The 12295-nt window shown below is 73.6% G+C and carries 10 protein-coding genes; 6 read left to right on the top strand and 4 right to left on the bottom strand.

The annotated features are described in order from the left end of the window. Window positions 1-132: 132 nt before the first annotated feature. The 4 genes from QBL21_RS23975 (at window position 133) to QBL21_RS23960 (ending at window position 5092) form a co-directional block, all read left to right on the top strand. Window positions 133-1677 carry a PQQ-dependent sugar dehydrogenase gene (locus tag QBL21_RS23975; RefSeq protein ID WP_407564282.1) on the top strand — a complete coding sequence of 515 codons (1545 nt, stop codon included), beginning with the start codon at window positions 133-135 and terminating at the stop codon, window positions 1675-1677. A 262-nt stretch (window positions 1678-1939) separates the two neighbouring features. Continuing rightward, on the top strand, window positions 1940-3241 hold the full coding sequence (locus tag QBL21_RS23970) for a sugar ABC transporter substrate-binding protein (protein WP_407564281.1): 1302 nt from the start codon (window positions 1940-1942) through the stop codon (window positions 3239-3241). 34 nt (window positions 3242-3275) lie between these two features. Next, window positions 3276-4268: a carbohydrate ABC transporter permease gene (locus tag QBL21_RS23965; RefSeq protein ID WP_407564280.1), complete on the top strand. Its 993-nt coding sequence runs from the start codon at window positions 3276-3278 to the stop codon at window positions 4266-4268. Next, on the top strand, window positions 4265-5092 hold the full coding sequence (locus tag QBL21_RS23960) for a carbohydrate ABC transporter permease (protein ID WP_407564279.1): 828 nt from the start codon (window positions 4265-4267) through the stop codon (window positions 5090-5092). Before QBL21_RS23965 ends, QBL21_RS23960 begins: the two co-directional genes overlap by 4 nt. A gap of 30 nt (window positions 5093-5122) precedes the next feature. On the opposite strand, the gene QBL21_RS23955 is transcribed toward QBL21_RS23960, so the two are convergent. Then, complete coding sequence (locus tag QBL21_RS23955) at window positions 5123-6040, bottom strand: hypothetical protein (protein ID WP_407564278.1); 918 nt, start codon at window positions 6038-6040, stop codon at window positions 5123-5125. A gap of 80 nt (window positions 6041-6120) precedes the next feature. Here QBL21_RS23955 and QBL21_RS23950 point away from each other — a divergent pair, with 80 nt between their 5' ends. Then, on the top strand, window positions 6121-6591 hold the full coding sequence (locus tag QBL21_RS23950) for a PPOX class F420-dependent oxidoreductase (RefSeq protein WP_407564277.1): 471 nt from the start codon (window positions 6121-6123) through the stop codon (window positions 6589-6591). Between the two features lie 84 nt (window positions 6592-6675). Here the strand turns inward: QBL21_RS23950 and QBL21_RS23945 are convergent, their stop codons facing one another. After that, window positions 6676-8436 carry a glycoside hydrolase family 35 protein gene (locus QBL21_RS23945; protein ID WP_407564276.1) on the bottom strand — a complete coding sequence of 587 codons (1761 nt, stop codon included), beginning with the start codon at window positions 8434-8436 and terminating at the stop codon, window positions 6676-6678. A gap of 152 nt (window positions 8437-8588) precedes the next feature. On the opposite strand from QBL21_RS23945, the gene QBL21_RS23940 reads away from it, so the two are divergent. After that, the gene (locus QBL21_RS23940; protein ID WP_407564275.1) at window positions 8589-9491 is read left to right on the top strand and encodes a helix-turn-helix domain-containing protein; all 903 of its coding nucleotides are present in this window, start codon (window positions 8589-8591) and stop codon (window positions 9489-9491) included. A gap of 75 nt (window positions 9492-9566) precedes the next feature. Here the strand turns inward: QBL21_RS23940 and QBL21_RS23935 are convergent, their stop codons facing one another. Both QBL21_RS23935 and QBL21_RS23930 read right to left on the bottom strand, forming a co-directional pair. Next, window positions 9567-10235, bottom strand: a complete 669-nt coding sequence (locus tag QBL21_RS23935; RefSeq protein ID WP_407564274.1) for a response regulator — start codon at window positions 10233-10235, stop codon at window positions 9567-9569. After that, window positions 10232-12223 (bottom strand): sensor histidine kinase, encoded by a 1992-nt coding sequence (locus QBL21_RS23930; protein WP_407564273.1) that lies wholly within the window; start codon window positions 12221-12223, stop codon window positions 10232-10234. Before QBL21_RS23930 ends, QBL21_RS23935 begins: the two co-directional genes overlap by 4 nt. Between the last annotated feature and the right edge of the window lie 72 nt (window positions 12224-12295).

Genomic DNA, 12295 nt, shown 5'->3' with positions numbered 1-12295 from the left:
GGCGTCTCGGTGTGTCCGCTGGGCACGGTGGGGCCGGTGGGGTGCATGCCGTCTGGTGCGGCGGGGGCGTAGCGGATACCTTCCGGGAAGGTGCGCTGTCATGCAACTCCCGTACACAGCACAGGAGTCCACATGCTCAGACGCTGGACCGTACCCCTGTTCCTCACCTCAGTACTTGCCCTGTTCGCCCCCCTGACGGCTGCCGCCGCCCCCGAACCGACCGTCACCGGTTCCGGCACGGCCGCCGACGTACCGCTGGAGGAGCTGGCGGTGACCACCACGCAGGTGGCCTCCGGACTGCGCCGCCCCATCGACATCGCCGCGCCCGACGACGGCAGCGGCCGGCTGTTCATCGCCGAGAAGCGCGGCACCGTCCGCGCGTACCACCCGGACACCGGGCTCGCCCCGGATTTCGTCGCCGACCTCACCGACGTCGTCGACGAGTCCGGCAACGAGCGCGGGCTGCTCGCCATCGTCCCCGACCCCGCGTTCCCCGCGGTGCAGGACCTGTACGTCGTCTACAGCGCGAAGCCCGACGGCGCGATCACCCTGGCCCGCTACGGGCTCGACGACGGCGGCCTGGAGGTGCTGCTCGCCCAGGAGCACGCCGAGTACTCCAACCACAACGGCGGCACGATCGCCTTCGGCCCCGACGGCTACCTGTACTGGACCATCGGCGACGGCGGCGGCGCCGGCGACCCGTTCGACAGCGGCCAGCGCCTCGACACCCTGCTCGGCAAGCTGCTGCGCATCGACGTCAGCCGGACCTGCGGCGACCTGCCGTACTGCGTGCCCGAGGACAACCCGTTCACCGGTGTCGCGGACGCCCGCCCGGAGATCTGGGCGTACGGGCTGCGCAACCCCTGGCGGTTCTCCTTCGACCCGGCGGACGGCTCGCTGTGGCTAGGCGACGTCGGCCAGGGCCGCTGGGAGGAGATCGACCACGTCGCCCGTACGGAGCAGGCCGGCGCGAACTTCGGCTGGTCCTGCCGCGAGGGCTTCGAGGTCTTCGACGAGGCCCAGTGCGCCGGTGACGCCGACTACACCGACCCCGTCTTCACCTACTCCCCGCAGACCGGCGGCTGCGCCGTCGTCGGCGGCCGGGTCTACCACGGCGAGCAGTACGCCGACCTGCTCGGCGGCACGTACATCGGCACCGACTACTGCTCCTCCGCCGTCTGGGCGCTGCGCGAGGACGGCGAGGGCGGCTACCGGCAGGCGGAGATCGGCCAGTTCCCCACCCAGATCACGGACGTCGGCGAGACGGTCGACGGCGAGTTCTACGTCGTCAACGACCTGCCCGGCGGTCTGCACAAGGTCGCCTTCGAGCGGCAGCAGCCGACCTGCCGCCTCGACGTCGCGTCGAAGACCTGGGGCGGGGGCCTGACCGCGGACCTGACGATCACCAACACGGGCAGTACGCCGATCGACGGCTGGACGCTGAAGTTCCCGCTCGCGGCGGGCCAGAGCGTGGTCTCGGACTGGAACACCGACCTCTTCCAGGGCGGTGACATGATCACGGCGGCCAACGCCCCGCACAACGCGGTGATCGACCCGGGGGAGAGCGTTTCGTTGGGCTATCTGGCGAGCCACACGGGTGACATTTCGCCGCCGAAGCGCGCCGTGCTCAACGGCGACGCCTGCACGCTGACCGCTTCCCGTACGGCCGCGGGCTGACGACCCGCCGCTAGCAAGCGCTTCCACGCACGCCCCCGGTCGCACGCCGGGGGCGTGCGGCACAAAAATGGCGATGATAGTTTCGGCTGCACAGCGTGCAACGCCAATGGTCGGACAATTGTCGGACGGACGCTTTGGCGACGGCTCAGACAACGGTTCGGCATCACCTCGAAGCCACCCTTGACCCTGGTTAAACCACTCCATACCGTCCTGCTGGTCTAGACAAGTTCAGGTTCGGCTCACTGAGGAGCGGGAGCGGTTCATGCGGAAGTTCGTCATCGGCGCAGTGAGCGCCGCAATGGTGCTGGGGCTCGCCGCTTGTGGCAGCGACTCCGATGATGAGGGCGGTGGCGGCGACGCGCTGGACGGCAAGGGCAAGACCCTCGACGTCTGGATCATGAAGGGGACCAACCCCGACGCCAAGCCGTTCTTCGACAAGCTGAACGCAGAGTTCGAGAAGAAGACCGGCGCCAAGGTCAACATCGAGGAACAGCAGTGGGAGAGCGCCCAGCGCAAGTTCACCACTGCGATCGAGGGCGGCCCTGACCAGGTGCCGGACGTCGCCGAGGTCGGCACCACCTGGGTGCCGCAGTTCGCCGAGACCGGCGGCCTGGTGGACGTCACCGACAAGGTCAAGGAGGCCGGCCTCGACCAGGACCTGGTCGAGGGCCTGAAGGACGCGGGCACGCTGGAGGGCAAGCAGTACGGCATGCCCTGGTACGCCGGTGTGCGCGGCCTCGTCTACCGCAAGGACATCTTCGACAAGCACGGTCTGAAGCCCCCGACGACCTGGGAAGAGCTTCGTGACGTCGCGCTGACGCTGAAGAAGGAGGAGCCGGACATGATCTCGTTCCCCGTCGCCGGCGGGGCCGAGATGTTCGCGATGCCCTTCGTCTGGGGCGCGGGCGGCGAGCCGGCCGTGCAGGACGGCGACACCTGGAAGTCCGCCATCAACTCGCCGGAGTCCGTCGAGGGCCTGACCTTCTACACCGACCTGGCGACGAAGGACGGCCTGTCCCCGGCGAAGGTCACCACCTGGCGCGAGGACGAGGTGGCCCAGGAGTTCACCAAGGGGAACGTCGCCATGACGATCTCCGGCAACTGGACCCCCAAGACCTTCATCGACGAGGCCCCCGAGCTGAAGGACAAGCTCGGCGCCGCGCCGATCCCCGGCAAGGACGGCGGCATGAGCCCGTCGTTCCTCGGCGGCTCCTACCTGTCGACCTTCGACAGCGACAAGAAGGACCTGGCCTGGGAGTACGTCAAGATGGCCACCACCGGCAAGTACGCCGCCGAGTGGGCCGAGCAGACGAACTACTTCCCCGGCACCAACACCGAGCTGGAGAAGATCGCCGCCGAGGGCGACCCGCTGGTCGAGCCGTTCGCCAAGCAGATGCTGGAGGCCGGCGCCACCGTCCCGAAGACCACCTCCTACGGCGAGATCCAGGCCAGCCAGGTGGTGCTGAAGCTGGTGCAGTCCGTGCTCAAGGGCGACCAGAGCGTCCAGGAGGCCGCGGACAAGGCCGCCGGCGAGATGGACGACATCTTCGCCAAGTCCGAGTAGAACCGCACGCCGGACAAGGACACGGGAACACACCGTGAAGGAATCGCTCACCGCCGAGGCCGCGCTGGCTCCCCCCAAGGAGCCGACGCGGCCCGGCCGCACCTCCGCCGACGCCGCGCGCCGCCGCAAGCGGCTGGTGACGCTGACCCGGCCGTGGCTGCTGCTGGCACCCTCGCTCCTGGTGCTCGCCGGGCTGCTGCTGTGGCCGCTGATCGAGGTCGGCAAGCTGTCGCTCCAGGAGTACGAGGTCAAGTTCGGCGGCGGCGTCGGCACCTGGACCGGCTTCGACAACTACGCCGACCTCCTCACCAACGACCTGCTGTGGCGCACGGTCCTGCCGAACACGGCGTTCTTCGCGTTCGCCTGCGTCATCCTCACCGTGGCGTTCGGCACCCTGGTCGCGCTGCTGCTGAACCGCCTGGGCACCCTGTGGCGGGTGATCTGCTCCACCGCGATCATGGCCGCCTGGGCGATGCCGGCGGTCACCGGCACGTACGTCTGGGTGTGGCTGTTCGCGCCGGAGGACGGGCTGATGAGCCGGATCGCCGGCGGCCTCGGGCTGATCGACCCGGAGACCACCAACTGGTTCACCGAACGGCTCGGCTTCTACGCCATCGCCACCCTGAACGTCATCCACCACGGCTTCCCCTTCGTCGCCATCACCGTGCTCGCGGGCCTGATGACCGTGCCGAAGGAGCTGTACGAGGCCGGGATGATCGACGGCGCGAGCGCCTGGCAGCGGTTCTGGCGCATCACCGTGCCGGCGCTGCGGCCGATCTTCCTGGTCGTGACCATCCTCTCCACCATCTGGGACTTCAAGGTCTTCACCCAGATCTTCCTCATGCCCGGCGGCAGCGGAAGCAACGAGGAGGTCATGAACCTCGGCGTCTACTCGTACATCGAGGCGTTCGCCAAGAACGACTACGGGGCCGGCGCCGCCGCGGCCGTGATGCTCACGCTGCTGCTCATCGCCATCACCCTCGTCTACATCCGCACGCTCTTCCGGCAGGGGGAGGAGGACCTGTGAAAAGCACCTCGATCGGCTCGCGCATCGGCCTGCCGGCCGCCGTCGCGGGACTGCTGATCTTCACCCTCTTCCCCGTCTACTGGATGATGAGCACGGCCCTGGACCCGCGGGCCTCCTCGCGCGGCTCCGACCTGCTGCCCAGCGGGATCTCGTTCGAGCACTTCAGCCGGGTGTGGAACGAGGGCGACTTCGACCGCTACCTGCTGAACTCGGCGATCGTCGGCCTCGGCACCATCCTGGCCGCCGCCGCGCTGTCGCTCTTCGCGGCCGTGGCCGTGGCGCGCTTCCGCTTCACGTTCCGCACCTCCGTGCTGATCATGATCCTGATCGTGCAGATGGTGCCGCTGGAGGCGCTGGTCATCCCGCTCTTCCTCCAGATGCGCGACTACGAGATGCTCAACAGCCTGCTCGGGCTGACGATCGTCTACATCGCGCTGTCGCTGCCGTTCGCGATCTGGACGCTGCGCGGGTTCGTCGCCACCGTGCCCAAGGAGGTCGAGGAGGCGGCGTACATCGACGGCTGCTCCTGGCCGCGGATGTTCTGGTCGGTGCTGCTGCCGCTGGTGGCGCCCGGTCTGGTGGCCACCAGCGTGTTCGCGTTCATCACCGCCTGGAACGAGTTCGTCTTCGCGTACACGTTCATGAAGGACAGCGACAAGTACACGGCGGCCGTCGGGATCTACCAGTTCTTCGGCGAGAACGACACCGCGTGGGGGCCGGTCATGGCCAGCTCCACGCTGATCACGCTGCCGGTGCTGATCTTCTTCGTGATCGTGCAGCGGCGGCTGGCCTCCGGGCTGGCGGCCGGCGCGATCAAGGGCTGAGGGCGCGGCGCGTACCGGCGGGCGGGCCGGTCACGTGTCGCACTCCAGCACCGCCTTGCACAGCCCGCAGCGCGCCCGTACGTGTCCGCGCACCGGCACCCGGATCCGCTGGTGGCAGACGGGGCACGGGAACGACACCCGCAGCGGGGGGCCGTCCTCGAAGGCGTAGCCGTCGACGGGGACGGCCGTCGTCGTCAGCCCGCCGCCGCCCGCCCGCGCGAACAGCTCCTGCGCCCGCCTGCGGTCCCGGGTGTACCGGTGCCGCCCCAGGCGCCCGCTCCCCGTCAGCGGCGGGCGGCGGGCGTCCCGGCGGGCCAGGCGCATCCCGGCGGTGTACGCCTCGTACGCCTGCGGGCTGGTGAACCAGATCTCAGGGTTCTCGCCGAAGGCGAGGGCGCGCTTGGCGACGACGTAGCCGAACTCCTCGGGCGTCAGGTAGCCGAACCGCTGCGAGGCGCCGCCGCCCTCCCGGAAGGCGTCCAGGAGCAGCCAGCCCGCGCCGAGGTAGGCGGTCGCGGTGTCGGTGAGGATCTCGTTGTCGGCGGTGCCGGGGAAGGACAGGCCGAGGCGGTCCAGGTAGACGTGCATCACCTCGTGCGCCAGCGCCCCGCCGATGTCCCGGCGGTGGTCGCGGAAGCGGGGGTTCAGCTCGACGAAGTACTCCGGGCCCGCGGCCAGCTCCACCACCGCCGCCTCGGGCATCTCCCGGAAGCCGACGATCATGCGCGCGTCCGGCAACTGGAGATGCTGCACCAGCGTGCGCGCCACGCGCTGGACGCCGAGGTGCAGATCCTCGTCGGCGTCCAGGGCCACGTCCGCCGGGGGGACGCTGACCGCGAAGTTGGCGTGCAGGAAGTCCGCCGTGATCTGCCGGTACAGCGCCGTCAGGGCCGACCGCACGGTCCGCAGATGCGGAAAGCCGTGCACGACCTCGCTCGCGCTGTCCACCGGCGACCCCCAGGGTGTCCGACTCCAGCCCACTGTACGGGCCGGCGCCCCGCGCCCACCGGCGACGTATCGTGAAGCGCATGAGTCCGAACATCGCCACCAACACCCGCGTCGACCTCGCCGGGCTGCTGGACTTCGTACGGCCCAGGCACCGGGCCCTGCTGCTCACCCGGCGGGCCGACGGCTCGCCGCAGGCGTCGCCGCTGACCTGCGGGGTCGACGACGCGGGGCGGATCGTGGTGTCCACGTACCCGGAGCGGGCCAAGACGCGCAACGCGCGGCGGGACCCGCGGGTCGGCGTCGTGGTGCTGTCCGACGAGTGGAACGGGCCGTGGGTGCAGGTCGACGGCGCCGCGGAGGTCATCGACGCGACGGCGGACGTGGAGCCGTTCGTCGAGTACTTCCGCAACATCTCCGGGGAGCACCCGGACTGGGACGAGTACCGCGAGGCGATGGTGCGGCAGGGCAAGTCGCTGATCCGGATCACCCCGGAGCGGTGGGGTCCGGTGGCCACCGGAGGCTTCCCGGCGCGGCTGTCGGAAGGCGCGTAGGCGCGTCGGCGGCCGGTGCGGCGGCGGTCAGTCCGGCGGTCGGCCCCGCGACGGCCGGTCCGGCGGGGCTCAGTCCGGCGGGGCTCAGTCCGGCGGCGGGCCGAGCAGCGGCTCGCCGCCCGGCTCGACCAGCTCCAGAAGCAGCACCTCGTTGGCGCCGGTGCGCAGCACGGGGCCCGGGACGTACAGCGAGCGCTGCGGTCCTGCGGCCCAGTAGCGGCCCAGGCAGAAGCCGTTCACCCACGCCCAGCCCCGGCCCCAGCCGGGCAGCTCCAGCGCCGCGTCCCCGGGCTCGGCGACCTCCGCGGACGCCCGGTAGAGGCCCGCGTCGCCCGCGTCCGGCGGGCCGTACGGGAGCGCCGCCACCGCCTCCGCGTCGTCGAAGGCGTCGAGGCGCAGCCCCCGGGCCCGTACGCCGTGCACGTACTGGCGCTCGTGCAGCAGCCCGCCGGTGATCCCCTTCGGCTCCCCCAGCCGCGGGCCGTAGTTGACCCGGCCCAGGGACTCCACCCACACCTCGACCTCGGCCGGGCCCGGCACGTCCCCGAGCGGCGCCTCCTCGCCGGCCAGCGCGATCCGCCGCTCGCCTGCCGCGTCCCGCACGTACGAGACGGCCACGTCCCGCAGCCCGGTGACCAGCAGCGGGTACGGCCGCCGGGGGCCCGGGACGCGGAAGCGGTAGCGGACCAGCCCGCGGTCGACGTCCAGCTCCTCGAACGTCGGCGGCACCCCGGACTCCGCCTCCGGGCCGCCCAGCGCCGCCAGCACCCGCGCCGCCGGCACGTACCCGTCGACCGGCGCCGGCACCGCCGCGGGCAGGGCCGGGGGCGCGGGCGGCGGCTCGGGGAGCGGGCCGTCCGCGTACCGGGCCAGCACCTTCCGGAACGCCGCGAACTTCGCAGTCGCGCGCCCGTACTCGTCGACCGGCGCGCCGTAGTCGTACGACGTGACGTCGGGCTGGAGCGCGCCGCGGTGCAGGTCGCCGGCGCGGTTGGCGCCCGCCCAGCCGCCGAAGCTGGTGCCGCCGTGCGCCATGTAGAAGTTCACCGACGCGCCGCAGCCGAGGATCTCCGCCAGCGTCGCCACCGCGTCCGCGGGCTCCCGTACGACGTGCTCCTCACCCCAGTGGTCGAACCAGCCGCACCAGAACTCCGCGCACATCAGCGGCCCCTCCGGCCGGTGCCGGCGCAGCGTCGCGAACGCCTCCCGGGCGCCGGAGCCGAAGGTCAGCCCGGCAGCCACGCCGGGCAGCGTGCCGGCGGTGAGCATGTGGTCCTCGGGCCCGTCCGCCGTGAACAGCGGTACGGTCACGCCGCGCGCCCGCAGGCCGTCGGCGAGATGGCGCAGATAGGCGCGGTCGCTGCCGTACGAGCCGTACTCGTTCTCCACCTGCACCATCAGCACCGGACCGCCCCGCGTCACCTGCCGGGCGACGACCTGTGGCAGCGCGGCGTCGAACCAGTCGTCCACCGCGCCCAGGAACTCCGCATCGCGCGTGCGCACCCGCGCGCCCAGCGGGCCGGTCAGCCAGTGCGGCAGGCCGCCGTTCTCCCACTCGGCGCAGATGTACGGGCCGGGGCGGACGATCACCCACAGCCCCGCCGCCTGGGCGGCGTCGATGAAGCGGCCGGCCGCCGCCACATCCTCGTAGCGGCCGGGGCGCGGCTCGTGCAGGTTCCACGGGACGTACGCCTCGACGCAGTTCAGGCCCATCGCGCGCAGCATCGCCAACCGGTGGCCCCACTGCGCCTCGTGCACCCGGAAGTAGTGCATCGCCCCGGACAGCAGCCGCACCGGCCGCCCGTCCAGCACGAAGTCGTCCCCGTCCACCGTGAACTCAGGCACCCGATTCCCGCCGTTCGCCGCCGATTGCCGGGCAGATACTCTCGCCCCCTGGCCACCTGCCCGTCCATGGACAAAGATCGACGGTGCTTGGACTCGGCGCGCGGGCCCGGCGGCGGCGCGGCAGGGAGCGGCGAGGCAAGGAGGGGCCGGCGATGAGCTACCACACGTGGATGCGCTACTTCACTCCCGGCCCGGTGCACCGCAAGCTCGGCCTGGTCTGCCTGGGCGTCGGCCTCCAGTACGGCGACCTGCCGGTCGTCGGGCCGCGCACGCTCGACCACCACGTCGCCGTCGTCATCAGCAGCGGACGCGGCTGGTTCCGGGGCGGCGACGGGCCGGTGCTGGACGTCGCGGCGCCCGCGCTGCTGTGGCTCACCCCGGGCTCCGTCCACCACTACGGGCCCGACCCGGCGACCGGCTGGGACGAGGCGTTCGTCGACTTCACCGGGTCCGCCGTGGCCGCGTACACCGAACTGGGCTACGTCCAGCCGGAGCGGCCCGTGGTGCCGCTCAGCGACGCCACCGGCCCGCGCACCGTGGTCACCCGCATCGCGCGCGCCGCCCGCCGCGGCAACCCCATGCTGGAGGTCGAGACGTCCGCCGCCGTGCACGAGCTGCTCGTGGCGCTGCGGCGGACGCGCGCGGACATGGCCCCGGACGGCGACCCGGTGCTGCCCGCGCTGGCGCGCGACGCCTTTCTGCCGCTGTCCGTCGCCGAGCACGCGGCGCGGCACGGGATGACGACGGCGGAACTGCGCTCCGCGGTGCGCCGGGCGGCGGGGTGCAGCCCGAAGGACTACCTGCTGGGGATACGGCTCGGGCGGGCGAAGGAGCTGCTGGCGGCCACGGAGCTGCCGATCGCGGCGGTCGCCCGGCGGGTCGGGTACGACGATCCGGCGTACTTCTCGCGGCTGTTCACGCGCCGGGTCGGGGTCGCGCCGGTGCGCTTCCGCGACCAGCAGGGGCGTACGGTGCCGGGCGGCTGGAGCGACCGGGTCCCGGACGCGGGGGACCCGCCGGTGGTGGAGGGCGCGCCGGGCGGGGGGCCGGCGTAGGCCCGTAGGTCCGGAGAGCCGCCGTAGGCCGGCCGGTGCGCACGCGGCGGAACGCCCTGGGCGGGGCCGGTCGGGTCAGTCCGGTCGTACGAGACGGGTGTCGTACGCGAAGATCACCGCCTGCACGCGGTCGCGGGCGCCGGTCTTGCCGAGGATCCGGCCGATGTGCGTCTTGACCGTCGACTCCGCGAGGTGCATCCGCTCGGCGATCTCGCCGTTCGTCCAGCCCAGCGCCACGGCCCGCAGCACCTCCCGCTCCCGGTCGGTGAGCACGGCCAGCCGGGGGTCGGGCCCGGCGGGCGCGGGCTCGCCGCGGGCGGGCAGCAGGTGGGCGTAGCGCTCGATGAGCCGGCGGGTCAGCGCCGGGGCGACCACCGCCTCGCCGGAGGCCACCGCGCGTATCCCGGCCAGCAGTTCGTCCGGCAGCGCGTCCTTGACGAGGAACCCGCTGGCGCCGGCGCGCAGCCCGGCGAAGGCGTACTCGTCGAGGTCGAACGTCGTGAGGATCAGCACCCGGGTACGGCCGCCGGAGGCGGCGATGCGGCGGGTGGCCTCGATGCCGTCGAGGCCGGGCATGCGGACGTCCATGAGGACGACGTCGGGCCGCAGTTCCGCGACCAGCCGCACCGCCTCGGCGCCACCGCCGGCCTCGCCGGCGACGGCCATGTCGTCCTGGCTCTCCAGCAGCATCCGGAACCCGAACCGCTGGAGGGCGTGATCGTCGGCGATCAGCACACGGGTCACGGGGCCGCCTCCGGCGCGGGCGGCTCGACGGCCGGGGCGGGGCCGTGGGTGGTGGGTGAGTGGGCAGGGCGGAGTGGGGGAGCGGCGGCGGGTGCGGGGCCGGTTGCCGGCGGGGGTGGCGATCCGGGCGCGGGGGCGGCGGGGTGCGCAGGTCCGGGTACGGGCGAGGAGTTGCCGCTCGGCACGGGACCGTCCGCCTGCGTGGGACCGGACCTCCGCGCGGGACCGGGCCCCCGCCCGGGGGCGGCCGGCCTGCGACGGCGCCCGGCGGCGGGGGGCGGTTCGGCCGCCGGGGCGGGGGGCAGCGTGGCGTACACGCCCCAGCCGCCGCCCGGGGCTGGGCCCGCGGCGAGGGTGCCGTCGTAGACGGCGGCGCGCTCGCGCATGCCCGCGATGCCCCGGCCCCCTGCCGTGTCACCGCCGTACGGGGAGGCCCCCGCACCCGTGGATCCGCCGCCGTCCGGCCACCTGCCTCCGGCGCCGCCACCGGCTCCGGCCCGGGGCCCGTGCCCGATCGGCGCGTGGCCGCTCCGGCCGCCCACCGGGGCCGGCGCCGCGGTGTCCCCGCCGCCGCGACCGGCCGCCGCGCCACCGCCGTACGGCGGTGGTGCCCCGGCCGCGGGTCCGCCGGCCCCGGGCCCTCGTCCGCTCCCGTGGTTTGCGTCCCGCCGCACGTGTCCGGCCCCGCTCCGGCCCTCGGCCCGGCCCTCGGTCCTGCCCTCGTCCCCGCCGTTCCGCCCGGCGGGCGTCCCCGTGTCCGTCACCGCTATCTCCACCCCGCCCGCCGCGCAGTCGAGCCGCACCTCGGCCGTCGCCCCCGCGCCCCCGTGCTTCAGCGTGTTCGTCAGCGACTCCTGCACGATCCGGTAGACCGTCAACTGCCGCCCCTCGGACAGCGTTCCCGAGTCCCCGCGCACCGTACAGCGCACCGGCAGCCCCGCCTCCCGCACCCGCTGGAGCAGCGGCTCCAGCTCGGCCAGCCCCGGCTGCGGCGCGAGGTGCGCGGGCCCCGGGCCCCGCTCGTGCAGCACGCCCAGCAGCCGGCGCAGCTCGCCCAGCGCCTCCCGGCCGGTGGCGGAGATCGCCTCCAGCGCCTGCGCGGGCCGCTCCGCGGCCCCGTCCTGCGGCCGGTCGCCGGCGCCCTTCGCCGCGGCGCGGCCGGCGCCTCGGGCCGCGTACGCGCCGCCGTCCGCGAGGCCGACGATCACCGAGAGGTTGTGCGCCACGATGTCGTGCATCTCGCGGGCGATCCGCGCGCGTTCGGCCGCGGCGGCGAGCCGCGCCCGGTGGTCGCGCTCGACCTCCAGCCGCTCGGCCCGGTCCAGCAGGGAGGCGACGTACTCGCGTCTGGTGCGTACGGTGATGCCGCTCATGATGATGGTCGCGACGACGGCGACCGCCGGCAGGTACGCGCGGAGGTAGTTCTCCGGCGGCTCGCGCAGCGCCTCGGCGCCGATGTTCACCGCCAGGACCGCGGCGACCCACAGCAGCCGCGACAGCGGCTGCCGCAGCGCGACGTTGTGCAGGGCCACCCCGATGGCGATCACGGACGCGAGCGCCATGCCGTACGCGTCGTGGACGAACGTCAGCGCGGCGACGCCGCAGAACACCGCGAACGGGTGCCGCCGGCGCCACGGCATCGCCAGCACCATGCCCGCCCAGAGCAGCCACGGCACGGCCGCCGGTACCGACACCAGCTCGACGGGGTCGACGCCCGGCTCCTCCCGGCTCTCGCCCGACGTCAGGCCGCCGGCCGGGTCGACGCCGCGCTGGGCCTGGGATTCCTCGCGCCACTCGCCGACGAGGAGTTGGACGAGACCGGGGAGGGCGACGAGGGCGGCCAGCCCGGCGTCCCACACCCACGGATGCCGGCTGTCGAAGGCCCGTACGCGCTGCGCGGCGGCGTGGATCCGGTGCGTGGCCGACGGCGCGGGCCCCGCGCCCGCGGTTGCCTTCGCCGCCTGCCGCGCCGTCACTTCCCGCGTCATCCCCGCCATCCCCGCCGACCCCGCCGTCCCCGTCATCGCCGCCGCCCCCGCTGCTCCCGCCGCCCCGCCGTC

The organism is Streptomyces sp. 184, from assembly GCF_045781775.1.
Classification (GTDB): Bacteria; Actinomycetota; Actinomycetes; order Streptomycetales; family Streptomycetaceae; genus Streptomyces.
The sequence above is the reverse complement of the archived record's forward strand: the minus strand, read 5'-3'. Positions and strand labels throughout refer to the sequence as shown.